At 63.5% G+C, this 23,555-nt stretch carries 22 protein-coding genes; 9 read left to right on the top strand and 13 right to left on the bottom strand.

What is annotated here, in order from left to right; all coding sequences use genetic code 11:
• Positions 1 to 65: 65 nt before the first annotated feature.
• Positions 66 to 2,759: an aconitate hydratase AcnA gene (acnA, locus tag ACELLULO517_RS09765; RefSeq protein ID WP_227307179.1), complete on the bottom strand. Its 2,694-nt coding sequence runs from the start codon at positions 2,757 to 2,759 to the stop codon at positions 66 to 68.
• Positions 2,760 to 2,984: 225 nt separating this feature from the next.
• Here acnA and ccmA point away from each other — a divergent pair, with 225 nt between their 5' ends.
• A complete protein-coding gene (gene ccmA / locus ACELLULO517_RS09760; protein WP_264481429.1) occupies positions 2,985 to 3,590 on the top strand; it encodes a heme ABC exporter ATP-binding protein CcmA in 606 nt (201 codons plus the stop codon).
• Positions 3,587 to 4,255 carry a heme exporter protein CcmB gene (ccmB, locus tag ACELLULO517_RS09755; RefSeq protein ID WP_227307177.1) on the top strand — a complete coding sequence of 223 codons (669 nt, stop codon included), beginning with the start codon at positions 3,587 to 3,589 and terminating at the stop codon, positions 4,253 to 4,255. The genes ccmA and ccmB overlap by 4 nt, the downstream gene beginning before the upstream one ends.
• A gap of 293 nt (positions 4,256 to 4,548) precedes the next feature.
• On the opposite strand, the gene ACELLULO517_RS09750 is transcribed toward ccmB, so the two are convergent.
• Together ACELLULO517_RS09750 and ACELLULO517_RS09745 are read right to left on the bottom strand one after the other, a co-directional pair.
• Positions 4,549 to 5,886, bottom strand: a complete 1,338-nt coding sequence (locus ACELLULO517_RS09750) for an ammonium transporter (RefSeq protein ID WP_264481428.1) — start codon at positions 5,884 to 5,886, stop codon at positions 4,549 to 4,551.
• An 11-nt stretch (positions 5,887 to 5,897) separates the two neighbouring features.
• Positions 5,898 to 6,236, bottom strand: a complete 339-nt coding sequence (locus ACELLULO517_RS09745; protein WP_227307176.1) for a P-II family nitrogen regulator — start codon at positions 6,234 to 6,236, stop codon at positions 5,898 to 5,900.
• 262 nt (positions 6,237 to 6,498) lie between these two features.
• Here ACELLULO517_RS09745 and ACELLULO517_RS09740 point away from each other — a divergent pair, with 262 nt between their 5' ends.
• Positions 6,499 to 7,716 (top strand): UbiH/UbiF/VisC/COQ6 family ubiquinone biosynthesis hydroxylase, encoded by a 1,218-nt coding sequence (locus tag ACELLULO517_RS09740; RefSeq protein WP_227307175.1) that lies wholly within the window; start codon positions 6,499 to 6,501, stop codon positions 7,714 to 7,716.
• A 7-nt stretch (positions 7,717 to 7,723) separates the two neighbouring features.
• Here ACELLULO517_RS09740 and gpt read toward each other — a convergent pair whose 3' ends face one another.
• Together gpt and ACELLULO517_RS09730 are read right to left on the bottom strand one after the other, a co-directional pair.
• Positions 7,724 to 8,212 (bottom strand): xanthine phosphoribosyltransferase, encoded by a 489-nt coding sequence (gene gpt, locus ACELLULO517_RS09735; protein WP_227307174.1) that lies wholly within the window; start codon positions 8,210 to 8,212, stop codon positions 7,724 to 7,726.
• On the bottom strand, positions 8,212 to 8,556 hold the full coding sequence (locus tag ACELLULO517_RS09730; RefSeq protein ID WP_227307173.1) for a tRNA-binding protein: 345 nt from the start codon (positions 8,554 to 8,556) through the stop codon (positions 8,212 to 8,214). The genes gpt and ACELLULO517_RS09730 overlap by 1 nt, the downstream gene beginning before the upstream one ends.
• A gap of 250 nt (positions 8,557 to 8,806) precedes the next feature.
• Here ACELLULO517_RS09730 and ACELLULO517_RS09725 point away from each other — a divergent pair, with 250 nt between their 5' ends.
• From ACELLULO517_RS09725 to ACELLULO517_RS09710, 4 genes are all read left to right on the top strand, one after another.
• Positions 8,807 to 9,820, top strand: coding sequence for a S1C family serine protease (locus ACELLULO517_RS09725; RefSeq protein ID WP_406566253.1), 1,014 nt, complete (start codon positions 8,807 to 8,809; stop codon positions 9,818 to 9,820).
• 80 nt (positions 9,821 to 9,900) lie between these two features.
• Complete coding sequence (locus tag ACELLULO517_RS09720; RefSeq protein WP_227307172.1) at positions 9,901 to 10,587, top strand: response regulator transcription factor; 687 nt, start codon at positions 9,901 to 9,903, stop codon at positions 10,585 to 10,587.
• An 84-nt stretch (positions 10,588 to 10,671) separates the two neighbouring features.
• The gene (locus ACELLULO517_RS09715) at positions 10,672 to 12,132 is read left to right on the top strand and encodes a sensor histidine kinase (protein WP_227307171.1); all 1,461 of its coding nucleotides are present in this window, start codon (positions 10,672 to 10,674) and stop codon (positions 12,130 to 12,132) included.
• 85 nt (positions 12,133 to 12,217) lie between these two features.
• Complete coding sequence (locus ACELLULO517_RS09710; protein ID WP_227307170.1) at positions 12,218 to 13,588, top strand: MFS transporter; 1,371 nt, start codon at positions 12,218 to 12,220, stop codon at positions 13,586 to 13,588.
• 177 nt (positions 13,589 to 13,765) lie between these two features.
• On the opposite strand, the gene ACELLULO517_RS09705 is transcribed toward ACELLULO517_RS09710, so the two are convergent.
• The 5 genes from ACELLULO517_RS09705 to ACELLULO517_RS09685 all read right to left on the bottom strand — a co-directional run bounded on the left by ACELLULO517_RS09705 (position 13,766) and on the right by ACELLULO517_RS09685 (position 16,916).
• Positions 13,766 to 14,845: an OmpA family protein gene (locus ACELLULO517_RS09705; RefSeq protein ID WP_227307169.1), complete on the bottom strand. Its 1,080-nt coding sequence runs from the start codon at positions 14,843 to 14,845 to the stop codon at positions 13,766 to 13,768.
• 295 nt (positions 14,846 to 15,140) lie between these two features.
• Complete coding sequence (locus tag ACELLULO517_RS09700) at positions 15,141 to 15,725, bottom strand: DUF2155 domain-containing protein (protein WP_227307168.1); 585 nt, start codon at positions 15,723 to 15,725, stop codon at positions 15,141 to 15,143.
• Complete coding sequence (locus ACELLULO517_RS09695) at positions 15,722 to 15,967, bottom strand: hypothetical protein (RefSeq protein WP_227307167.1); 246 nt, start codon at positions 15,965 to 15,967, stop codon at positions 15,722 to 15,724. Before ACELLULO517_RS09695 ends, ACELLULO517_RS09700 begins: the two co-directional genes overlap by 4 nt.
• Entirely contained in the window at positions 15,964 to 16,470 is a 507-nt protein-coding gene (mlaD, locus tag ACELLULO517_RS09690; protein ID WP_227307166.1) for an outer membrane lipid asymmetry maintenance protein MlaD, read from the bottom strand. Before mlaD ends, ACELLULO517_RS09695 begins: the two co-directional genes overlap by 4 nt.
• Positions 16,471 to 16,472: 2 nt before the next feature.
• Positions 16,473 to 16,916 carry an NADH:ubiquinone oxidoreductase subunit NDUFA12 gene (locus ACELLULO517_RS09685; RefSeq protein ID WP_406566252.1) on the bottom strand — a complete coding sequence of 148 codons (444 nt, stop codon included), beginning with the start codon at positions 16,914 to 16,916 and terminating at the stop codon, positions 16,473 to 16,475.
• A gap of 110 nt (positions 16,917 to 17,026) precedes the next feature.
• On the opposite strand from ACELLULO517_RS09685, the gene ACELLULO517_RS09680 reads away from it, so the two are divergent.
• Both ACELLULO517_RS09680 and ACELLULO517_RS09675 read left to right on the top strand, forming a co-directional pair.
• A complete protein-coding gene (locus ACELLULO517_RS09680; protein WP_227307165.1) occupies positions 17,027 to 18,562 on the top strand; it encodes a TSCPD domain-containing protein in 1,536 nt (511 codons plus the stop codon).
• Between the two features lie 145 nt (positions 18,563 to 18,707).
• Positions 18,708 to 20,030, top strand: a complete 1,323-nt coding sequence (locus ACELLULO517_RS09675) for a UDP-glucose dehydrogenase family protein (RefSeq protein ID WP_227307164.1) — start codon at positions 18,708 to 18,710, stop codon at positions 20,028 to 20,030.
• A gap of 66 nt (positions 20,031 to 20,096) precedes the next feature.
• On the opposite strand, the gene ACELLULO517_RS09670 is transcribed toward ACELLULO517_RS09675, so the two are convergent.
• From ACELLULO517_RS09670 to gnd, 3 genes are read right to left on the bottom strand one after another with little or no spacing between them, the layout of a single operon-like run.
• The gene (locus ACELLULO517_RS09670) at positions 20,097 to 20,900 is read right to left on the bottom strand and encodes an ROK family protein (protein WP_227307163.1); all 804 of its coding nucleotides are present in this window, start codon (positions 20,898 to 20,900) and stop codon (positions 20,097 to 20,099) included.
• The gene (gene zwf, locus ACELLULO517_RS09665; protein ID WP_227307161.1) at positions 20,885 to 22,417 is read right to left on the bottom strand and encodes a glucose-6-phosphate dehydrogenase; all 1,533 of its coding nucleotides are present in this window, start codon (positions 22,415 to 22,417) and stop codon (positions 20,885 to 20,887) included. Before zwf ends, ACELLULO517_RS09670 begins: the two co-directional genes overlap by 16 nt.
• Positions 22,414 to 23,427 carry a phosphogluconate dehydrogenase (NAD(+)-dependent, decarboxylating) gene (gnd, locus tag ACELLULO517_RS09660; protein ID WP_227307673.1) on the bottom strand — a complete coding sequence of 338 codons (1,014 nt, stop codon included), beginning with the start codon at positions 23,425 to 23,427 and terminating at the stop codon, positions 22,414 to 22,416. The genes zwf and gnd overlap by 4 nt, the downstream gene beginning before the upstream one ends.
• Positions 23,428 to 23,555: the final 128 nt, after the last annotated feature.

The following is a 23,555-nucleotide window of genomic DNA, read 5'->3' as shown; positions in this document are numbered from 1 at the left end:
TCCGGGAGGCTTCCCATAAAAAAGGCCGCGCGGCGAACCGCGCGGCCTTGATCAGTCGAAGGCGATCAGGCGGCCTTCGCCATCTCGCGCAGCACGTAATGCAGGATGCCGCCATGCTGGTAATAGGCGACCTCATCCAGCGTATCGACGCGGCAGAGGAGCTTTACCTCGTCCGTCGAGCCGTCCGGACGATGAATGATCATCGTCACGTCCATGCGCGGGCTGAGCTGTTCCAGCCCCAGAAAGTCCAGCGTTTCCTGACCGGTGAGGCCGAGGCTTTTGCGGTCCATGCCGTCCTTGAAGGTCAAGGGCAGCACGCCCATGCCGACGAGGTTGGAGCGATGGATACGCTCGAAACTCTCGGTGATGACGGCCTTCACGCCCAGCAGCATGGTTCCCTTGGCCGCCCAGTCGCGGGAGGAGCCGGTGCCGTATTCCTTGCCGCCGAAGACGACCAGCGGGGTCGCTTCCGCCTTATAGAGCATGGCGGCGTCATAGATCGGCATGACCTTGCCCGACGGGTAATGCGTCGTCAGGCCGCCTTCGGTGCCCGGCGCCATTTCATTCTTGATGCGGATATTGGCGAAGGTGCCGCGCATCATCACTTCATGATTGCCGCGGCGGGCGCCGTAGCTGTTGAAGTCCTTCTGCTGCACCTGGTATTGCAGCAGGTATTCGCCGGCCGGCGAGCTTTTCTTGATGCTGCCGGCGGGGCTGATGTGGTCGGTCGTGATGCTGTCGCCGAGCAGCGCCATGATGCGTGCGCCCATGACATCCGTCACCGGCTTCGGCGTCATCGTCATACCGTCGAAATAGGGCGGGTTGCGGACATAGGTGGAGCTGTCGTTCCAGCTATAGGTCTTGCTGCCGGCCTCGACCTCGATCTCCTGCCACTGGCGGGGACCCTTGAAGACGTCGGAATAGCGGGACTGGAACATCTCGCGGCTCAGCGTGCTGCCGACGATGCCGTTGATCTCCTGGGCGGTCGGCCAGATGTCCTTGAGATAGACGGGCTGGCCGTCCTTGGACGTGCCGAGGGCCGCGGTGGTGATGTCCTCGTTCATCGTGCCGAGCAGCGAATAAGCGACGACCAGCGGCGGGCTGGCCAGGTAGTTGGCGCGCACGTTCGGATGCACGCGACCTTCGAAGTTGCGGTTGCCGGACAGGACAGAGACGGCGACGAGCTTGTTGGTCTCGATCGCATCGACGATGTCATCGTCCAGCGGGCCGGAATTGCCGATGCAGGTGGTGCAGCCGTAACCGACCGTCTGGAAGCCCAGCGCGTCGAGATCGGCGGAGAGGCCGGACTTGTCCAGATATTCGGTGACAACCTGGCTGCCGGGGGCGAGCGAGGTCTTCACCCAGGGGCGCGGCGTCAGGCCCAGCGCGCGGGCCTTGCGGGCGACAAGCCCAGCCGCGACCAGAACATAGGGGTTGGAGGTATTGGTGCAGCTGGTGATGGCCGCGATCACCACATCGCCATGCGTGATCGTATAGTTGCGGTCGCCGACCTTGGCGGTGATGTCCACATCATTCGCGGGCACGCCGAGGCTTTTGGTCAGCTCGGTCTTGAAGGCGGAGGAGGCGTTCTTCAGCGCGACGCGATCCTGCGGCCGCTTCGGGCCGGCGATGGAGGGCTCGACGGTCGAAAGGTCCAGCTCAAGCGTATCGGTGAAGATCGGGTCCGGCGTGCTGGTATCGCGCCAAAGGCCCTGGGCCTTGGTATAGGCTTCGGCCAGCGCGATCGCCTGTTCGGTGCGGCCGGTCAGGCGCATATAGTCGACAGCGAGCTTGTCGAGCGGGAAGAAGCCACAGGTGGCGCCATATTCCGGCGCCATATTGGCGATGGTCGCGCGATCGGCGAGCGGCATGTGGTCCAGGCCAGGGCCGAAGAATTCCACGAACTTCCCTACGACGCCCTTTTTGCGGAGCATCTGGGTGACCGTCAGCACGAGATCGGTGGCGGTCACGCCCTCGTTCAGCTTGCCGGTGATGCGGAAGCCGATGACGTCGGGGATGAGCATGGCAATAGCTTGGCCGAGCATGGCGGCCTCGGCCTCGATACCGCCGACGCCCCAGCCGAGCACGCCGAGACCATTGACCATGGTCGTGTGGCTATCGGTGCCGAACAGGGTGTCCGGGTAAGCGAAGGTCTCGCCGTCGGCTTCGGCCGTCCAGGTATTCTGCGAAATATATTCGAGATTGACCTGATGGCAGATGCCGGTGCCGGGCGGGACGACGCCGAAATTGTTGAAGGAGCCCTGGCCCCAGCGCAGGAAGGTATAGCGCTCGTTATTGCGCTCGAACTCGATATCGACGTTCTTTTCGAGGCTGTCGGCGGTGCCGCTGAGATCAACCTGCACGGAATGGTCGATGACGAGGTCGACGGGGATGAGCGGGTTCACCTTGTCCGGGTTGCCGCCCAGCTTGAGGATGCCGTCGCGCATGGCGGCCAGATCGACCACCGCCGGAACGCCGGTGAAGTCCTGCATCAGGATGCGCGCAGGGCGGAAGGGCACTTCGCGGGTGGAGCTTGCCTTCTCCAGCCACTCCGCCATCGCCTTGGCGTCTTCGACCTTATAGGTGCGGCCGTCCTCGAAACGCAGGATATTTTCGAGCAGAACTTTGAGGCTGACCGGCAGGCGGGAAACATCACCCAGCGTCTTCTCTGCCTCATGGATAGAGAAGTAGGTGTAGCTTTTGCCACCAACGTCTAGGGTCCGTTTGGTACCCAGACTGTCCTGCCCGCTCAATTTCATGCTGCTTTGTCCCTAAAGGAGGCATGCCCCCCGCCCGGGGAGGCGCCAAGAATCTTATAGCGGCTTAAACCATACCCACCCGCCTGGGTCCACGACACAGGCGCATGGATAGGGCCTGTTTGCTGCGGGGCATCATAGTGAAACTGCTGCTATCGAGGGTCAATCCGCGTCGTTGTCGCGCCAGGAGATATGGGGCGGCTTGCGCGGCCTTGCAGGAGCGTCAGGTTGCTCGAAATCCGAAGTATAGCTGCCATCCGCGGCGATCATCTGCTGTTCGAGGACCTGTCCTTCACGGTTGCTGAAGGGGAGGCGGTCGCCCTGACTGGCCGCAACGGCGCTGGGAAAACCACGTTGCTGCGCATGATCGCGGGGCTGACGCCGCTGGCCTCGGGCGCGGTGCTGTGGGCTGGTGCGGATGCGCTGGCCGATCCCAGTGCGCATCACGCGCGGCTCGCTTATCTCGGTCATCAGGATGCCGTGAAGCCGGGTCTGACCGTTTCTGAAAACCTCCGTCATTGGACCGGTGGGGTGCGCGCCAGCCGTGACGCGCGGATCCAGGCGGCGCTGGAGCAGGTCGACCTCCTCGACCTCGCGGATATTCCGGCGCGGATGCTGTCGGCGGGACAAAAGCGGCGCCTGGCGATCGGCCGGCTTTGCCTGCGACAGGCCGCGCTCTGGCTGTTGGATGAACCGGTCACGGGCCTGGATACCGCCTCCATCGCGCGCTTCGGGGCGATGATCGCGCGCCACCGCGCGGAGGGTGGCATGGTCATCGCGGCGACCCATCAGGATCTGCCGATGGCAGAAGGCCGTTCGGTGCGGCTGTCATGATGGTCATTGCCGCGCGGCTCCTGGGTCGGGAAATGCGGCTGTCCTTCCGCCATGGTGCGGATAGCCTGGCCGTTCTGCTGTTCTTCGTGCTCGCCGCCAGCCTGTTCCCGCTCGGCATCGGGCCCGAGCCCGCTCTTCTCGGCAAGATCGCGCCGGGGGCGATCTGGATCGCGGCCTTGCTGGCCGCTCTGCTGCCGCTCGACCGGCTGTTTGGTGCCGATTACGAGGACGGTTCGCTCGATCAGCTTCTGCTGCAGGGCCTGCCGCCGGCCCTGCTGGCTTTGATCAAAGCCTTGTCGCATTGGCTATTTGCCGGCCTGCCGCTGGTCGTTATGGCCATGCCGGTGGCGCTGATGCTGAACCTGCCGAGGTCAGCGCTGGCGCCGCTGGAACTCAGCCTCGTCCTCGGCAGCATGACGCTGTCGCTGCTCGGCACGACGGGCGCGGCTTTGGTGATCGGCGCGCGGCGCGGTGGGGTTTTGCTGCCCTTGCTGGTTCTGCCCTTGGCGACGCCGGTGCTGATTTTCGGCACGGCTGCGGCTGGTGCCGCACAGACCGGTGTCGCCACGCGTCCGGCGCTGCTGCTGCTGGGGGCCTTTCTGTGCCTGGCGGTCATTCTTTGCCCGCTCGCCGCTGGCGCTGCCGCCAAGGCTGCCGCCGAATAGCCGGCTATGCGGCCGCAGCTTCGAGATAGGCCAGGCAAAGGACGCGCAATTCACGGCGAAGGGTCGCAAGTTCAGACGGTTGCGCGCCAGGTTCCAGCACGGTGCGTGCGGCGCCCACCAATGTCTTCGGCCTGCTTGCGGTGACGCAGGCGCTGTCGCCCTTGCCACCTTGCCCGATGACGGGCCGACGGGCGGTTTTTTCGGCCCGGACGGCGCCGAGCCCTGGTAGGCAAAAGAAAACCCCCGCACGAGGCGGGGGTTTCCAAGGCAAGTCCTGCGTGATGGTTCGCAGATCAGACGATCTGTTCGCCGTGCAGGGTGATGTCCATGCCCTCGATTTCCTCGTCCCGCGTGATGCGCAGGCCGATGGTCATATCGATGATCTTGAGCAGGACGAAGGAGATGCCGCCCGACCAGATCAGCGTCGCGCCGACGCCGTAGCACTGGATCAGCAACTGCTTGGCGCTGCCGCCGGAACCGCCATAAAGCGGGCCGAAGGCGAAGACGCCTGTCAGCAAGGCACCGACGATACCGCCGATGCCATGCACGCCCCAGCAATCGAGGCTGTCGTCATAGCCGAAGAAGTTCTTCACCGTGGTGGAGAAGAAGTAGCAGACCACGCCGGCGGCGACGCCGATGATGATCGAGGCGCCCGGCAGAACGAAGCCGGAAGCCGGGGTAATGGCGACGAGGCCGGCAACGGCGCCGGACACAATGCCGAGCAGGCTCGGCTTACCCTTGGTGATCCATTCGGCGAACATCCAGGCGAGGGCGGCGGCCGCGGTCGCGATCTGGGTCGCGGCCATGGCCATGCCCGCACGGCCGTTGGCGGCGACCGCGGAACCCGCGTTGAAGCCGAACCAGCCCACCCACAGCAGGCTCGCGCCGATCATGGCGTAGCCGACATTGTAGGGATGCATGTTGTCGTTGCCGTAGCCGACGCGCTTGCCGAGGACGATGGCGCACATCAGGCCGGCAACGCCCGCGTTGATGTGAACGACGGTGCCGCCCGCGAAGTCGAGCACGCCCATGGCGCCGGCCCAACCGGTCGTCGACCAGACCCAATGCGCGATCGGGCTGTAGACGACGATCGACCAGATCACCATGAAGATGCACATGGCGCTGAACTTCATACGGTCCGCGAAAGCGCCGCAGATCAGGGCCGGGGTGATGATCGCGAAGGTCATCTGGAACATCATGTAGACGCTCTCGGGGATCGTCTGGTCGACGGTGCCACCGAGGAGGAAGTCATTGTTCCAGGTCTTGGCGAAGCCCTTCAGCATGAACTGGGACAGATCGCCGACATAGGCATTGCCGGTGGTGAAGGCCAGGCTGTAGCCGACGACACACCAGACGAGGGTAACAAGGCAGCAGATCGCGAAGGACTGCATCAGGGTGGCAAGGACGTTCTTCTTGCGCACCATGCCGGCATAGAACAGTGCCAGACCCGGGATGGTCATCATCAGCACCAGCGCAGTGGATGCGAGCATCCAGGCGGTGTTACCGGTGTCGATCTTCGGCGCATCGGCGGCGAATGCCGGAGCGGCAAAGCCGAGCAACGGCAGGGCGAGGGGAAGGGCCCGGAGGAAACTCCGGGAGCTTTTTAAGCGCTGCATGGATGGTCCAGTCATCCGGGTTTCCTTCAAAGAGCTTCTGAGTCGAGTTCGCCCGTGCGAATACGCACGACACGCTCGACGTCCATGATGAAGATCTTGCCGTCACCGATCTTGCCGGTGTGTGCGGCCTTCATGATTGCCTCGACAACCTGCTCGGCGAGATCGGAGGACACTGCGACCTCGATCTTCACCTTGGGCAGGAAATTCACGTGGTATTCGGCGCCACGGTAAATTTCCGTCTGCCCCTTCTGACGGCCAAATCCCTTGACCTCAGAAACCGTAAGCCCTTGCACGCCCAGCGGGGTCAGCGCTTCGCGAACGTCGTCAAGCTTGAATGGTTTGATAATGGCCATGACCAACTTCATGTCGGCGTCCTCCGTTCGTGGCATCGTCTTTGCCCGCCCCAGCGGCGAGGGCTCTAATGGCCAATTGCTTATTCAAGACCCATGCCAAGATCGTGATGATAGCACCGAAAGGGCTATTTCTAATTTTTTCTCCATGTCCACATGGGTGTGCCTATTTTTTGCGCATGGGAAATGAGGTTGAGCGCCTGCGGGCGAGGCAGATCCTGCTCTTTCGCGGTCAATGGCTTAGGGCCTATAGACGGCGGCAGAGGGACAGGCAGAGATGAGCGACACTGAATTTGACGTCTGTATCCTGGGGGCCGGTCCCGTCGGCGGCTCGCTCGCTTGCCGAATGGCCGAAGGCGGTGCGCGCGTCCTGGTCTTGGACCGCGCGTCCTTGCCGCCGATGGAAGATCCCGGCTTCGACGGCCGCGCCTATGCGATCGCGGCCGGCACCCAGCCTTTGCTTGAAAATGCGGCGCTGTGGCAGGCCTTGCCCTTTCAGCCTTGCCCGATCGAGCAGATCCATGTCTCCGACGGCAAGCCGGGCCGCCCGGCCTCGCCATTGTTCCTGCATTTCGACGCCCGCGAGCTAGGGGCGGCAAGCGGCCCTTTCGGCTGGATGGTGGAGGCGCGCAGCCTGCGCATCGCGCTGAACCGCCGCCTGCATGCCGGTCGCGGCATCACGCTCGTGGCGCCGTGCGAGGCGAAGGTCGAGCGCCAGGCAGAGGGCGCGACAGTTACGCTGTCGACGGGCGCGCGTTTCACGGCCCGTCTGGTGATTGCGGCTGAGGGGCGCCACAGCGCACAGCGCCGGGCGGCCAATATCCCTGTGATCCGTTACCCCTATCGGCAGAGCGGCGTCGTCTGCGCCATCGCCCATGAATTCCCGCATGAGAATACGGCGCTGGAACATTTTCTGCCGGGTGGCCCCTTCGCCCAGCTGCCACTGGGTCCGACACCCGGCGCGCCTCATGTCTCAGCCATCGTCTTCACCGAAAAGACGGCGGTCGCCGAGGCGCTGATGCGGCTTGAACCGGCCGCCTTCACCCATCAGGTGGCGCGTCGGCTGGGCGATCATCTGGGCGAGATCCGGCTGCTTGGCCGCCGGTGGAATTATCCGCTTTCTGCCCTGCTCGCGACGCGCTACGTCGATCAGCGGTTGGCGCTGGTGGGGGACGCCGCTCATGGCATCCACCCGATCGCCGGTCAGGGTTTCAATCTCGGCCTGCGCGACGCGATCGTGCTGTCCGAGCTGATCCTGGCCGCTTTGCAGCGTCGCGAGGATCCGGGGGCGACCGGATTGCTGGCGCAATATCAACGTCAGCGGCGGCCGGACAATCTCGCCATGCTGGCGGCGACCGATGCGCTGGACCGGCTGTTCAGCAATGACAATCCGCTGATCCGTCTGGCCCGCGATCTGGGCATCGCGGCCGTCCATCGCGTGCCGCCGGTCAAGCGGTTCTTCATGCGCCGCGCGATGGGGATCAGCGGTTCATGACCCCGCGCTAAGTGCCCCGACCCGGGGCGCGGGCGATGGGCGCCACGAATTGCGGTGCCGCATCCGTGTCCCAGGGGAACAGAATCCAGGTGTTCTGGCTGACCTCGGTCACGAAAGTATCGACGATGTCCTTACCGGCGGGCTTCGCATAGACGGTCGCGAAATGGGCCTTCGGCATGAGCTTGCGCACGACGCGTGCCGTTGTGCCGGTATCGACCAAATCATCGATGATCAGGAAGCCTGTGCCGTCGCCCGCGGCCGTCGGCGCTTTGGTGACGACGGGCTGGCCGATCGACTCTTCATTATATGTCTCGACGGAGACGCTTTCGATCAGACGGCATTCGAGTTCGCGCGCAATGATCGCGGCCGGTATGAGGCCGCCCCGGGTGACGGCGACGATCCCCGTCCAAGGACCGGCATCGATCAGCCGCCAGGCCAAGGCCCGCGCATCGCGGTGCAGCTGGTCCCAGGTGACAGTGTAATATTGTGGCGCCATCAGAAAAGCTTCCCTCCGTCAGACACCTTGAAGTCGGGCCTGATCAAAACGATTCCGCCTTGCGCGTCCGGCAGGCCCAAGGTCAAGACCTCACTGACGAAAGGCCCGATCCGCCGGGGTGGGAAATTCACCACGGCGCAGACCTGTCGGCCGATCAGCGTCTCCGGCTTATAATGCAGCGTGATCTGTGCGGAGGAGCACTTCACGCCGATATCACCGCCGAAATCGATCCAGAGCTTGATCGCGGGCTTGCGCGCCTCAGGAAAGGGTTGAGCATCGGTAACGGTGCCGACACGAATGTCGATTCGCTCGAAATCGTCGATGGTTACGGGTTCGGTCGTCACGACGGGCTTCCTTTGAGACTGTTTTGGCTTCCAGAGGGGCTTGTCGGCGGTTTCGGGGCGATGCCAGAGGGCCGTTTCGCCTGTGTTAGATGAAGCACGGCATGACGGAAGGTTAAAGCTCAGAAATCGCAACGGGTTTCGCGGGCGGCCTCTGGGCGAGGGAGGGATTTTCGTGACAAGTAGCTGCATGACAGTGATCACGCCGTATTCGCCTCGGCCCCGCCTGCCTCTATCAGGTGGCTGCCTGCGCTTGGGCGCGGGCTTAACCCTGGTGGCAGCGCTGGGATTGGCAGCCTTGCCGGCCCAGGCGCAGCAGCTGCCGAGCTTCCGCAACCTCGTGAAGAAAGTCGTGCCCGCGGTCGTCAGCATTGCGGTGACCGAAAGTGCGGCTGCCGCCGCGGCCGATGATGGTGGCGATCAAGGGGCCGAGCCCACGCCGGCCGACCGCCACCAGAAAGTCTTCGGTGCCGGTTCCGGATTCATCATCGATCCCTCGGGCATCATCGTCACCAATGATCATGTCGTCGGCGGCGCAAGCAAGATCACCGTCTCTCTCGCGGACGGGACCCAGCTTCCGGCGAAGATCCTGGGGGTCGATCAGCTGACGGATATCGCGGTCATCAAAGTCACAGCCGATAAGCCTTTGCCTTATGTCAGCTGGGGCGATTCGCGGCAGGTGGAGGTGGGCGACTGGATCATGGTCGCGGGCAATCCCTTCGGCCTCGGCAATACGGTGACAGCCGGAATCATTTCCGCCCGCGGCCGCGACATCATGAGCGGGCCTTTCGACGATTTCCTGCAACTGGATGCGCCCATCAATCCGGGCAATTCCGGCGGCCCCGCCTTTGATCTCAATGGCGGTGTCGTCGGTGTGGATACCGCCATCATCTCGCCGACCGGCGGTTCGGTCGGGATCGGTTTCGCCATCCCGAGCGAGATCGCCGAAGGCGTCGTCTCGGTTCTGGAGCAGCATGGCCACCTCGATCGTGGCTGGCTTGGCGTTGGGCTGGCCGATGACGATAGCGGCGATGGCGTGCGGGTGACGATGGTGGAGGCGACGGGGCCGGCTGGCCATAGCGGATTGCGCGCCGGTGACCGCATTCTGTCTGTCGATGCCCGGAAAGTGGACACCGCGCTGGGACTGATCCGCGCGGTCGCGGAGATCCATCCCGGACAGCGCGCGCATGTAAGCTTCAGCCGCCACGGCCGTGTATTCGCGGCCAATGTCACCATCGGCTTGCGTCCGGAGACGCAGTCGGAATGACAAGTCATGACGACCATCCCGGTGAGACGAATTATTTTTCCGACCGAGCGATCGGGTCGGTGAGTTGAGAGGGGACTGAGATGCGCATTCTTCTGGTCGAGGATGACCGCGACGTCGCCGGCTTCGTGGTCAAGGGGCTGAGGGAAGCCAATCACGTCGTCGAACATGCGGCGAATGGCCGGGACGGGCTTTTCATGGCGGCGAGCGAGCAGTTCGACGCGATCATTCTGGATCGCATGCTGCCCGGCGGCGTGGATGGGCTGCGGCTGCTGGAAACGCTTCGCGCACAAGAAAACACCGTGCCGGTGCTGTTCCTGTCGGCGCTGGGCCAGGTCGATGACCGTGTGAAAGGTTTGAAGGCTGGCGGTGACGATTATCTGACCAAGCCCTTCGCCTTCGCCGAGCTTCTGGCGCGCGTGGAGGCTTTGACGCGGCGGGGCAAGGCGGACAGCCCGGTGACCCGTCTGGTCGTCGGCGATCTGGAAATGGACCTGCTGTCGCGCAGTGTGAAACGCGCTGGACAGAAGATCGACCTGCAACCGCGCGAATACCGGCTGCTGGAATATCTGATGCGCCATGCCGGCCAGGTCGTGACGCGCACGATGCTGCTGGAGGGCGTCTGGGACTATCATTTCGATCCGCAGACCAATGTCATCGACGTGCATGTCTCGCGTCTGCGGCAGAAGGTGGACAAGCCTTTTCCGAAGCCGCTGCTGCATACGGTGCGCAATGCCGGCTATATCATGCGGGCGGATAATGAGGCCTGACGCCAAGACAGCGTCTTGGGCTTCAGGCTGAGCGCGATGCGATTTCCACGTCCGGGGCGGGCTCGTGCGACGACCCCTTTGCTAATGAGTACAGGGTCTCACCGGCAGGATTTCTTCGCGCGGCTGCGTGGCTCGCCTCTGTTGCGTTCGGCCGGTCTGCGTTTCGCGGCGCTCTATGCCATTATCTTCGGCCTCAGCGCCGTCGCTTTGGCGATCTTCCTGTGGTGGGCGACGGCCGGGCTGCTCAATCGCCAGGTTGAAGCCGCCATCAACGCCGATGCGCAAGGACTGGGCGAGCGCTACCAGGAAGGCGGCGTGCCGGCGCTGATCCTGACGATCCAGGATCGCCTGTCGCAGAATGTCGACGAGAATGCGATCTATCTTCTGGCCGATAACGACCTTCACGCCATCGCCGGCAATCTCGCGACCTGGCCTAAGGAAGTCTCCGGTTCCGACGCCTGGTTTGAGCTGAATGTGCAGCGCGGCGACCGTCAGGCGCTGGCGCGTCTGCGCCGTTACGATCTGCCCGGTGGATTTCACCTACTGATCGGGCGCGATGTCGGGTCACGCGCCAAGCTGCGCTCGCTGCTGACCGCGGGTCTGCTCTGGGCTGTGCTGGTGATGGTCGTGCTGGGATCGGCCGGCGCTATTGCTATTCAAAGCCTGTTCCGCCGCAGCCTGGCGGATGTCTCGGCGACGGCGAATGCGATTTCGCGCGGCGATCTCTCCAACCGCGTGCGCATTTCGGGTCGCGGCGACGAGTTTGATCGCCTGGCTGAAACCATCAACGACATGCTGGACCGCATCGCACGGCTGATGGATGGCGTGCGTCAGGTCTCCAACGCGATCGCGCATGATTTGCGCACGCCGATTACCCGCGCGCGGGCTCGGCTGGAAGACGCGGCGCTGCATGCGCGCGATGCCGGCGACCTGCATGCGGCGGTGGAACGTGCGACCTCGGATCTGGATGGGATTGTCTCGGTTTTTCAGGGCCTGCTGCGCATTGCCGAGATCGAAGCCGGCGCGCGGCGGTCAGCCTTCGCCTCGCTCGATCTTTATGCGTTGCTGGCCGATATGCATGAGCTTTACGGCGCGGCGGCGGAAGAGCAGGGCCAGCAGATCGATCTTCTGGCAAGGCCGCCTTTGCCGATGTTCGGGGATCGCGACCTGCTGCAGCAGGCGGTCGCCAATCTGCTTGAGAACGCGCTCAAATTCTCACCACCCGGCAAGCCCATTCTGCTCGGTGCGGGTCGGCTTGGCGATCGGATCGAAATTGTCGTGGCCGATTCCGGTCCCGGCATCCCGCCAGAGGACCGCGCGCGGGTGACGGAGCGGTTCTATCGCGGTGAATCGGCACGCAGCACGCCGGGCTCGGGCCTCGGCCTCTCGCTCGTGCAAGCGGTCGTCCAACTCCACAGCGGCGCCTTGCGGCTGGAAGACAATCATCCGGGCGTGCGGGCCGTGCTGTCGCTGCCGGCCGAATTCAGCGCCAGCCGCCGGCTGGTCAAGACCGAACGTGCCGCACCACCCCCACCGCCGCGGTAAATCCAAGCACCGCTCTGGCGTCGGATAGCGCGCCATGTCACATCCCCTGCGCCCGCAACTGACGGGCGGACGGGAGCAAACAACCATGAATTCTGCCGCCGACATTGGCGCTCGGCTTGATCGACTGCCCGGCACCCGCCGCATCTGGACGATGGTCATTCTGCTGTCGCTGGGCGGCTGCTTCGAATATTTCGATCTCTTCCTGACCGGCTATATCGCGCCCGGTCTGGTCCACGCCCATATTTTCACGGCGACCACGGCCGGATTCTTCGGCAATAACGGCATCGCGAGCTTCGTCGCGGCTTTCTTCATCGGCCTGTTCATAGGCACGCTCGCCTTCGGCTTCGTGGCCGACCGCTTCGGCCGGCGCCGGATCTTCACCATTTCCTTGATCTGGTACAGCCTCTGCACGCTGATCATGGCGTTTCAGAAGGATGCGGCCGGCATCAATCTGTGGCGCCTGCTGTCCGGTATCGGCATCGGCGTCGAGTTGGTGACGATCGATTCCTATATTTCCGAGCTGATGCCCAAGCATCTGCGCGGCCGGGCTTTCGTGATCAATGCCGCCATTCAGTTCAGCATTCTGCCGATCGCGGCCGCACTCGCCTGGTGGCTGGTGCCTCAAGCGCCGATGGGTATCGACGGCTGGCGCTGGCTAGTGATGATCGGTGCGGCCGGTGCGGTTGTAGTCTGGTTCATCCGCCGTCCCCTCCCGGAATCACCGCGGTGGCTCGCCGGGCGCGGCAAGATCGCTGAGGCTGATCGGATCGTGGCGCTGCTGGAAGCGGAAGTGCCGCGCGCTGAGCTGGCAGTGGTCGTGCCTGCGCCGGAGGAGACCGTTACGGCGAAAGGCCGTCTCCGCGAAATCTGGCATCGTCGCTATCTGGCGCGGACCGTGATGCTGATCCTGTTCAACGTCTTTCAGGCCGTGGGCTATTACGGCTTTGCCAATTGGGTGCCGACCTTCCTGATCCAGCACGGCATCACCATTACCCATAGCCTGGAATACACCTTCCTGATCGCGATTGCCGCGCCTTTCGCGCCGCTGCTGTTCTTCGGTCTGGCCGATAAGGTGGAGCGCAAGGTGCTGGTGATCGTCAGTGCGGCGGCTGTTGCCGTCTTCGGCCTCTGTTTCAGCGAGGCGCGCAGCCCGCTGGCCGTGGTGGGGTTCGGCGTGCTGGTGACGATGGCGAACAATGTCCTGTCCTTCGCCTTCCATAGCTATCAGGCCGAGCTTTATCCGACGCGTATCCGCGCGGTCGCGGTCGGCTTCGTCTATTCCTGGAGCCGCCTGTCGGTGATTTTCATGGCGTTCGTCATCGCCTTCACGCTGCGGGGCTTCGGCGTATCCGGCGTCTTCATGCTCATCGCCGGCAGCATGGTGGTGGTGATCGCCGCGACCGGGCTGCTGGGGCCGCGGACGCGTAACCGATCCTTGGAAGAGATTGCCGGCTGAGTGGCCGGATGTTTTGACTGACCGAGGCCGGCCCGCTGGGTCGGCTGAAGTCACTGGGCATAAAAAAGGGGCGGTGCCACAAGCACCGCCCCTTTTTTATCGTTCGCTAGATCGCAAACGAAAGGGGCGCTCCTTGCGGAGCGCCCCTCACCATGAACCAATTTTCCGGAAGGAAAATTACTTGATGATGATTTCGACGCGGCGGTTCTGCGGCTCGCGGACGCCCGGGCCGGTCGGAACCAGCAGGTGGGTGTCGCCATAGCCCGCGATGGAGATCGCGGAAGCCGGCACGCCGTCGGCGATCAGCTGAGCCTGGACGCTCTTCGCGCGGCGGATGGACAGACCCATGTTGTAGGAGGCCGTGCCCGACGTGTCGGTGTAGCCGTTAACAGCGATCTGCGTGTACTGCACGTGCGTCGAGTTCGAAGCGGCCTCGGCGATGATTTCCTTGGCGCGCGGCGTCAGGTTGTACTTATCCCAGTCGAAGAAGACGAGGTAGGTACGAGCCGGGGCCGGAGCCGGGGCAACCATCGGAGCAGGCGGCGGCGGCGGAGCGGACGGCGTGTTGAAGGCATAACGCAGACCAACGAGAACGGTCTGGTTCACAGCCGGGCCGAACTGAACGGAAGAAGCGCCACCCTCATAGGTCGAGTCGAAGCTCTCTTTCTTCGTCGTGCCAATGTAGTGGTATTCAGCCGTGATCGACAGGCCCGGAGCCGGGGGGATCGGAACCGAGAAGCCAGCGATACCCTGGTAAGCGAAGCTACCCTTGGTGTCGCTGATGTTGGACACACCCGCGGAAGTCACAGCACCGCTCGGGATAGCGGTCCACAGGTAGCCGACGCCGGCACCGATGTAGGGGTAGAAGTAGGGGCTGCCGACATCGATGTCATACAGGGCGTTCGCGAACGCGCCGTATTTCTGCGTGTAGCCGTGGTAAGCGTTGTTCGGACCATAAGCGCCCGGCTTGATGTTCTTGTTCGAAGCGCGAAGGTAGATGCCTTCGAGTTCGAGACGCAGACCATTGCCGAGGCCGTAGCCGATGCTGCCGCTACCGGAAACGCCGCCCTTGTAGAAGGCGCGACCGCCAGCGAGACCGCCCGGACCACCAGTAACCTTCTGGCTGCCCTGGTAATCATAGCCGGCGCCAGCGCCGACATAGAGACCGGTCACCGGCTGAGCCTTCGCCAAGGTGGGAAGGGCTAGAACCGGAACCGCTAACACAGTCGCCGCCATAAGCGTGCTGCGGAGCTTCATTGTATTTCTCCTCTTTGACCGACGCATACCTTCAGCCTGGCCGGTCGCTCGGAGGCGTTGCCTGCTGTTCGGTAAGGTAAATCTATCATCTTCTTCTAGCTTTCCCAGTCTTTCCGCTGCGTTTCCGACACACCGTGACAAAAAAGGCACATATGCCGAAACGAACGATCCAACTCGGTGAATCCAAAGGAATTCTTAGCCCTTTAAGCATTCATTCGCGGGGGGCGGAAGCCGGCTCAATATCACCAAGAGTTACCGTAGAAACACTAACGCGTGAAGATCGTGATATGCAGCTTTAACGGCATCCTTGGACGGAAACATCCGTCGCCGGATCGGACATGCCAGAGAGGGCCGGTTCGGCCTGAAAAATCCATCCGCGGAACTTGGGCGGTGTTCCAGCCGGGGCCTTGTTGTCCGTTACTTGCAAGAAAGCAGCCGCGTCCGGCGCCAGGCCGGGCGGGCGCACAAAGCAGGCAAGAACCGTGATTGTCAGGAAACGTTCGGTGAACGGTGTGCCGACGGATGCCGAGACCGCGCGCGCGCTGCCGTAAATCTTGTCGAGCACGATAAGGTTAGCCTGGGTTTTCTGCACCCAATCGGTCGAGGCCGGAATAGTGGCCGTCGCTTGTGGTGCGGCTTCCGGCGCGGGCGGGGTCGCCGGCGGCGCGATCTCACCATTGCTGCCGGAGCTTGCGCCGGTCCCAAGGACCTTGCTCTCATCGGTATTGGCCGGGGCAGCGAGCTGTTGGTCCTGGATCCCTGCAGCCGATGGATCCTGCGACTGTGCCCATGTCCTTGCCGGGATCAGGGCCGTCAGGATCACGAGCGCCGCCGCCGCGACGCGGTCGCGCCCGGCGGCCCGATAAGGGCGGCCGATCACGAACGGCTCGGTCGTGGATCGCGCAACTTATCGACCATGCCGTGCAGCAGACGTCGCAGCGCTTCCGCGTCGACATCCATCAGGATGGCGTCTTCGAAATAATCCTGCAGACACTGACTGAGGTCAGCCTGATTTTCCCGCAGCTGACGCAGTTTTTCGCGGCAGTCGACGACGCTGCCATCAGTGCGGGTCCAGCGATTGCCGTCCGGGTCGATCGCCGTCAGGCTGGTCGCTTGTGTCATGGCGCGCTGCCCGAACCAGTGCCGGATGGCTGGCCGTTCTTCTTCAGACCCGAGACGAGATCCGTCACGCTGAAAATGAACTTGCCGAGAAGATCCTCCAGGCTGACGGAGCCTTGCGTGATCGTCACGCGGCCGCCAGGCTTGAGCATCGCTTCCGATCCGCCAGGAACCAGCGCCAGATAATCGCCGCCGAGCAGGCTCTGGCTGGTGATGGCAGCGCTCGTGTCCGATGGCAGCGCGATATTCTTCTGGACGGTGAAATCGACGACTGCGAGGTAGGTCTTGGTGTCGATGGTCGTGCCCGTGACGGTGCCGACCTTGACGCCCGCCATGCGCACGTCGGAACCGACACTCAGCCCGTCAACGCGATCGAATTCAGCAGAAAAGGAATAGCCGGGAACGCCGGCGGAGCCTGAAGTCGCGAGCGCATAGGCAAGAAAGCCTGCAGCGACGACCAGAACGGCAAGACCCGCCAGAATCTCGGCGGCGTTACGCCGCGCCACGCTTATTCTCCCGGTGTCCAGGCATCATAATCGCCGGTCGCCCGGTGACGGCGCCCGCCGCGGTAATCATGTCCTGGCGGGCGATAGCTGTAGGCCGTGCCGGTGCGGTTGGGCAGATGCGGTTTCATCCAGGGCAGACGGCTGTTCTCGGCGATCGGCGCATCGACTGTATAATGCAGCCAGGCATGCCATTCCGGCGGCACGGTGGAGGCTTCCAGCGGCCCGGCATAGATCACCCAGCGTCGCACATTGCGCCCGGGGACCGCTGACTTCTCTTCGAAGTAGCGATTGCCAAACACATCCTTGCCGACGCCACGGCCGCGAAAGCGCGTGAAGAGGGACGTTCCGATATAGCCGATCTTCGCGAGGTTCATGCTGCTTCTATAGGCGAAGGCTGGTCGCTGGTCCATCCGCCAGGACAAGGCTTGCGGCTTCGTGTTCGGCATGGGCGCTTTGTCACAGGCGGAGGGGTTGGATCGCTAGAAGTTGTGGGTAACCCCGAATCGATACCCCAGATGTTCTTCCGCTTCCCGACTCGATGCGGTAACTTGGCGCCATGAAAGCAAGCAAGGCGTGGCAAGGCGTGCGGTTGCGTTGGGTGGAGGCGGCGGCCGATCCCGATTCCGCGCCGATTCCGGTCCTGCTGCCGACCTCCTGGGACGATGGTGCAGCGACGGCGCTCGCGGCGATGAGGCCGATGGCCCGTCGCGTCAGCCTGCCCGATCTGGCCGATGGTTGGATTGGCCTGGCTGCGGCCCGTGCCGAAGCTGCCGGATTGTTTGCCGCGACGGCTTTGGCGCAGAAGTTGCACGATCTGCTGCTGCGCCGGCGCGGCGCGGTCGGTGCGGAGCTTTGGACCGACACGGCTATCGCCGCCGACAGGATGCCGCGTTTCGTGCTCAACCTGCCGGCCTTTCTCGACCCGAGCACAGGGTTCGATCTCTCCGGTTTTCAGGATGCGGCTGCGCTTGCGACCATTACGCTCGCGCTGCTGCGCCCCGACGCGCGGCGCATCGCGGTCGGTTTCGCGGATCTGGACGGGCTGCTGGCAGGGCTCGGGCTGAGCTATGATAGTGTCGCTGGACGTGACGTTGCCGCCTGCGTCGCCGCTGTGATGCGCGGGCATGCTGAAATCGCGTCCGCCCGACTGTCGAGCCTGACCGGGTTGTACGCGCTGCCGGATATCTGGTCGGCGCCCCCGCTGCATTGCGTCGTTGCGGGTCTGGCTGATGCGGCGGCGCGCGCCTTTCATGACGCGGCTGCCTTGCCGAGTTGCGGCCATATCGCGGTGGCGGCACAGACGCCGGCCGATGCCGCCGAAATCCTTCTGGGCGTCGAAACAACGGGCTTGGCCCCCGCTTTCGCGCGCGTGTCTGTCGACGGCCGCCTGACGCGTGCGACGCGCCAAATGCTGGCGGCGCAAAACCTGTCGCCCGATCAGGCCTTGGCCGCGATGCTGCGCGGCGAACAGCCACTGCCCTCGGCTTCCGCCGAGGCGCATGCGGCGATGCATGCGGCCCTCGCCCCCATTCTGCCGCTGGTGCCGCTGGCTCAGCCGCGCCTCGGCCGTCTTGGCTTGGTGCAGCAGGGCCAGCCGTTGTCGCCGCGCCCGGTGCAGCCGGTGGAACTGCCGATGCGCCGCAGCGGCACGATGCAGAAAGCCGCCGTCGGGGGTCATCGCGTCTATCTGCGCACGGCGGAATATGAGGACGGCAAGCTGGGGGAGATCGGCATTTCCCTGCAGAAGGAAACACCGGCCTTCCGCGCATTGATGGATGCCTTCGCAGCCTCCGTCAGCCTCGGCCTGCAGCATGGCGTCCCGCTGGAGCAATTCGTCGAGACCTTCGTCGGCACCCGCTTCGGCGTCGCCGGCATGGTCGAGGGCGACCCTAGCGTCGGTGCCGCGACTTCGACGCTCGACTATGTCTTCCGTCATCTGGCCGCCGCGCATCTCGGACAGCGCCTGCCCGAGCCGGACGAGAGCGAGATCGCGCAATTGTCTTCGGTCGTCGATTTTGAGCCGACCTTGCCGCTGGAGTGGCCGCAGGAAACGCCCGAGACCCGCCGCCGTCGCCTCAGGCTGGTGTCCTAAACCTGTAGCAGCCTCGCAATCGCTGCGATCAGCCCATAGATCGGTCACAAATCGGGATCAGACAGAGGAAGCGGTCGGCGGGCGGATGTTTCTCTGCCCCGTCCCGATCGGTCTTTGAGATTGCTCCGAGCGCGAAGGAATAAAGATGCGCGTGACAATGATCGGCGGCGGCTATGTGGGGCTGGTCTCCGGCGCCTGCTTCGCCCAATTCGGGATGGAGGTCGTGGTCGTCGAGGTGGATGAGCGCAAGCTCACGGCCTTGCAGAACGGCAAGATCCCGATTTTCGAGCCGGGCCTGGACAATCTGGTGGCCGAGAATGTGGCGGCCGGCCGCCTGTCCTTTACCGGCAATATGGACGCCGCACTGGTCGGTGCCGAGGTTGTCTTCATCGCCGTCGGCACGCCCACGCGTCGCGGCGACGGCCATGCCGATCTGACCTATGTCTATCAGGCGGTGGAGCAGGTCGCTCGCAAGCTGTCCGGCTATGCGGTGATCGTGACGAAATCGACCGTGCCGGTCGGCACCGGCCGCAAGGTGGCCGAGATCATGCGCACGGCCCGGCCCGAGCTTGAGTTCGATGTCGCGTCCAACCCTGAATTCCTGCGCGAAGGCAGTGCCATCGGCGATTTCATGCGGCCTGACCGCGTCGTCATCGGCGTCGAGAGCGAACGCGCCGAGGCCGTGTTGCGTACCCTCTATCGGCCGCTGTTTCTGATCGAGACGCCGATCGTGGTGACCACGATCGAGACGGCCGAACTGATCAAATACGCGGCCAACTCCTTCCTCGCCATGAAGGTCACCTTCATCAATGAGGTGGCGGACCTGTGCGAGCGCGTCGGCGCGGATGTGCATGACGTCGCGCGTGGCATGGGGCTGGACGGGCGTATCGGCCGCAAGTTTCTGCATGCCGGGCCGGGTTTCGGCGGGTCCTGCTTCCCGAAGGATACGCTGGCCATGGCACGCATCGGCCAGGATGCCGGTGCGCCGCAGCGGCTGGTGGAAACGGTGGTGCAGGTCAATGACGCGCGCAAATCGACCATGGCAAAACGCGTGACGACGGCCTGCGGCGGCTCCGTGCGCGGCATGAAGATCGCTGTCTGGGGGCTGACCTTCAAGCCTGAAACCGATGACATGCGCGATGCGCCATCGATACCGGTCGTCAGCCGGCTGGTGGAGGAGGGTGCCGATATCCACGCCTTCGACCCAGAAGGGATGGAGGCCGCAAAGCCGCAGCTGCCGACGGCGGTGGTCTATGAAAGCGATGCGATTGCGGCCGTGACGGGCGCCGATGTCCTGGTCGTGCTGACCGAATGGAATGTCTTCCGGGCCGTCAGCCCGGCGCGTCTCAAATCCCTCATGAAGGGCCGCGTCATCGTCGATCTGCGGAATATCTTCGATCCCGTCGCCATGCGGGCGGAAGGGTTCGCCTATAGCTCGATCGGCCGTGCCGTGCCGGACCGGGATTGACGGTCGGGGCAAGGGTCGAAAGCCTCTGCCGGCGGGACAAAAGCCCCGCCGGCAGACCGATACCGGTCAGGCCTGGATATCGTATTCCGGATGGCGGCCCTTTTGCTCGGACCAAAGGCGCGCACCGCCGTCGATGCCGGCTTCGTTCGAGACAAGCCGAACCGAGGTCGGCAGGCTGAGCGTCACATGCTTGGAATTGCCACCGCCGATATAAAGGCGGTCGAAATGCGTGAGAGCGCGGAGGGCGGCGATGACCCGCTCCACGCGCTTGTTCCAGCGCTTCTTCCCGATCTTCTCGAAAGCCTCGTTACCCACATAGAGATCGTAGGTGTATTTCTTGTGGATCGGGTGCGTCGACAGCTCAAGATGCGGTGCCAGCTCACCATTATAGAAAATGCCGGTGCCGCAACCGGTGCCGAGGGTGAGGATGAATTCCAGACCCTCGCCCTTGATCACGGCCAGACCCTGCATCTCTGCGTCGTTGACGATCTTCGTCGGAATCCCGCCAAAACGGTGGGAGACGAGGGCCGCCAGATCGACGCCATGCCAGACGTCCTCACCCAGATGCGGCGCGGTGAGGATGACATTGGCGCGCACCGCACCGGGAAACCCGATGGCGATGCGGTCGAAATGCGGCAGCGGCTTCACCAGATTGGCGATCGCCTCCACCAATACGCCGGGCGGGCTGGGATGCGGGGTTGCGACCCGCACCTTGTCCGCGATCATTGCCCCGGTGTGATCGATGACGGAGGCCTTGAGCCCGGTGCCGCCGATATCGATCGCAAGGATATTCAGAGCCTGCGAGGTCTCCGGCTGGGTCTTCGTATCGGTCTCGGACCCAGCGTCGTTTGGCGTCAGATCGGCAGCCAAAATTTCCCCTCCCTTTCCAAAAGCTGATTCGCTTCTTCAGGCCCTGCTGAGCCTGCTGCGTAATTCGGAAAGGATGCGTCGTGGCTGGCCCAATTGTCCACAACCGGTTGCACCACACGCCAGGCGGCTTCGAGCTGATCGGCACGCTGGAAAAGCGTCGCATCACCGATGAAGCAGTCGAAGATCAGCGTTTCGTAGCCGGTCGAGGGCGCCTGCTTGAACCAGTCATCATAGTTGAAGTTCATCGAGACGCGCTCGAAGGTCAGCATCGGCCCAGGCTTCTTGGCATTGAACTGAAGCTTGATGCCTTCTTCGGGCTGGATGGACATGATGAGCCAGTTGTCGCCCAGCACGTCCACGCGCGTGTTGCGGAACATCGCGAAAGGGGCCTGCTTGAAGCGGATCGCGATTTCCGTCTTGCGCTTGGACATGCGCTTGCCGGTGCGGAGGTAGAAGGGCACGCCGGCCCAGCGCCAGTTGTCGATCATCACCCGCATGGCGACGAAGGTTTCGGTCACGCTGGTGGGCGAGACATGCGCCTCGTCCCGATAGGCCGGAACCTGCTCGCCGCCGACATCGCCGGCCGCATATTGCCCACGCACCGCACAATCGGGCGTCAGCACATGCATGGAGGTGAAGACCTCCGCCTTCTTGGCGCGGATCGCTTCCGCGTCGAAAGCCGAGGGCGGCTCCATCGCCGTCATCGCCAGCAGCTGGAAGACATGGTTCGGCACCATGTCGCGCAGCGCGCCGGTATGTTCGTAGAACTGGCCGCGCTGTTCCACGCCGACCGTTTCCGCGACGGTAATCTGCACGTGGTCGATGCGGTCGCGGTTCCAGATCGGCTCGAAAAGACCGTTCGCGAACCGCAGCGCCATGATGTTCTGGACGGTCTCTTTGCCCAGGAAATGGTCGATACGATAGACCTGATCTTCCGAGAGAACCGACAGAACCTGCTTGTCGAGGGCGATAGCCGAGGCGAGATCATGGCCGAAGGGCTTTTCGATCACGACGCGCCGCCAGCTGTCACCTTCCTGAACGGTCAGACCGGCACGGCCGAGACGTTCCACGGTCGGGCCGAAGAAACGTTCCGCGACCGCGAGATAGAACAGGACGTTCTTGCCGAGACCCTTTTCCTCATCAAGCTTCTCAAGATGATCGCTCAGATTTTCGAAGGTGTCTTCGCTGCCGAAATCGCCGGAAAGATAGGACATGGAGTCGGCAAGCCGACCCCATACCTTTTCGTCCACGGCGTGATCTTCATCATTACCCTCTCCACTCTTCTTGCGGGTGGAGACAAGGAAGTCATGAAGGCTCTGCGCCCAGGCGTCCTTGTCCTGATGCACCAGATCGACGCCGACCAGGGCGAATTTCTCCGGCAACAGGCCCGAACAGCAGAGATTGTACAGCGCAGGCATGACGAGGCGTTTCGTCAGATCGCCCGCCGCGCCGAAAATCACCATCGCGCATGGCGGCGCGACGGGCGGCGTGCGGTGGTTTGCGCTGTCGTCGCTCATCCCTGGATGCTCGGCGCGTGGCTCTTGCCTTCGACATGGCCGCCGAACTTGTTGCGCATCGCGGAAAGCAGCTTCTCGCCGAAGCTGTTGTCGATGCGGCTGCGGAAGCGGGCGAACAGGGCGGCGGTGAGGACTTCGGCCGAGACCGCTTCTTCGATCGCCGCATTGATGGTCCAACGGCCTTCGCCGCTGTCATCGACCTTGCCGGTGAATTCCTCAAGGTTAGGGCTCTCGTTCAGCGCCATCGCCGTCAGATCGAGCAGCCAGGAGGAGACGACGCTGCCGCGGCGCCAGACTTCGGAAATGTCGGTTAGGTTGAGCGTGTAGCGCTCGTCCTCCGGCAGCTTCTCGGAGCTCTTGCCGCGCATGATGTCGAAGCCTTCGGCATAGGCCTGCATGAGGCCGTATTCGATGCCGTTATGGACCATCTTCACGAAATGGCCGGACCCGGCGGGGCCGGCATGGATGTAGCCTTCCTCGGAGCGGGAATCGCCCTGAAAGTTGGGGGTGCGGTCGATGGTGCCGAGACCGGGGGCGAGGGTCTTGAAGATCGGGTCGAGGTGATCGACGATCGCCTTTTCACCGCCGATCATCATGCAATAGCCGCGTTCCACACCCCAGACGCCGCCGGACGTGCCGACGTCGACATAGTGCAGGTCTTTCGCGACCAGAGCTTTCGCGCGGCGAATGTCTTCCTTGTAGAAGGTATTGCCGCCGTCGATGATGATGTCGCCGGGTTCCAGGATGCCGGTCAGCGTCTCGATCGCCTTCTCGGTAATCTCACCGGCGGGCAGCATGACCCAGACCGCGCGCGGCTTGGCAAGCGACTTCACCAGTTCTTCGAGCGAATGGGTCGGGGTCGCGTCTTCCTTAGCCAGCGCGTCGACGCTGGCCGGATTGACGTCGAAGACCGACACGTCATGGCCGTGCTGCATAAGCCGGCGGGCGATATTGCCGCCCATCCGTCCTAAACCGATCATACCGAGCTGCATGCGAGCCTCCTCATGGATTTTCCTGCGGCGGACGATATCGTGATGATGCGCCGGAGACCAGCGGCCGGATTCCTACAGTTTCGTGTTCAAGCGGCCGACGCGGTCTGAGAGTGACAATTCACGCCGGCACCTTTGACACACTGCTT

The sequence above is a fragment of the Acidisoma cellulosilyticum genome, from assembly GCF_020621385.1.
GTDB classification, from domain to species: domain Bacteria; phylum Pseudomonadota; class Alphaproteobacteria; order Acetobacterales; family Acetobacteraceae; genus Acidisoma; species Acidisoma cellulosilyticum.
The sequence above is the reverse complement of the archived record's forward strand: the minus strand, read 5'-3'. Positions and strand labels throughout refer to the sequence as shown.

Bases quoted from the DNA above. Each gene is read 5' to 3' on its own strand.
- acnA (WP_227307179.1), bottom strand. From the start codon at position 2,759: ATGAAATTGAGCGGGCAGGACAGTCTGGGTACCAAACGGACCCTAGAC.
- ccmB (WP_227307177.1), top strand. From the start codon at position 3,587: ATGATGGTCATTGCCGCGCGGCTCCTGGGTCGGGAAATGCGGCTGTCC.
- ACELLULO517_RS09750 (WP_264481428.1), bottom strand. From the start codon at position 5,886: ATGACTGGACCATCCATGCAGCGCTTAAAAAGCTCCCGGAGTTTCCTC.
- ACELLULO517_RS09745 (WP_227307176.1), bottom strand. From the start codon at position 6,236: ATGAAGTTGGTCATGGCCATTATCAAACCATTCAAGCTTGACGACGTT.
- ACELLULO517_RS09740 (WP_227307175.1), top strand. From the start codon at position 6,499: ATGAGCGACACTGAATTTGACGTCTGTATCCTGGGGGCCGGTCCCGTC.
- gpt (WP_227307174.1), bottom strand. From the start codon at position 8,212: ATGGCGCCACAATATTACACTGTCACCTGGGACCAGCTGCACCGCGAT.
- ACELLULO517_RS09720 (WP_227307172.1), top strand. From the start codon at position 9,901: ATGCGCATTCTTCTGGTCGAGGATGACCGCGACGTCGCCGGCTTCGTG.
- ACELLULO517_RS09715 (WP_227307171.1), top strand. From the start codon at position 10,672: ATGAGTACAGGGTCTCACCGGCAGGATTTCTTCGCGCGGCTGCGTGGC.
- ACELLULO517_RS09710 (WP_227307170.1), top strand. From the start codon at position 12,218: ATGAATTCTGCCGCCGACATTGGCGCTCGGCTTGATCGACTGCCCGGC.
- ACELLULO517_RS09705 (WP_227307169.1), bottom strand. From the start codon at position 14,845: ATGAAGCTCCGCAGCACGCTTATGGCGGCGACTGTGTTAGCGGTTCCG.
- ACELLULO517_RS09695 (WP_227307167.1), bottom strand. From the start codon at position 15,967: ATGACACAAGCGACCAGCCTGACGGCGATCGACCCGGACGGCAATCGC.
- ACELLULO517_RS09685 (WP_406566252.1), bottom strand. From the start codon at position 16,916: ATGCCGAACACGAAGCCGCAAGCCTTGTCCTGGCGGATGGACCAGCGA.
- ACELLULO517_RS09680 (WP_227307165.1), top strand. From the start codon at position 17,027: ATGAAAGCAAGCAAGGCGTGGCAAGGCGTGCGGTTGCGTTGGGTGGAG.
- ACELLULO517_RS09675 (WP_227307164.1), top strand. From the start codon at position 18,708: ATGCGCGTGACAATGATCGGCGGCGGCTATGTGGGGCTGGTCTCCGGC.
- zwf (WP_227307161.1), bottom strand. From the start codon at position 22,417: ATGAGCGACGACAGCGCAAACCACCGCACGCCGCCCGTCGCGCCGCCA.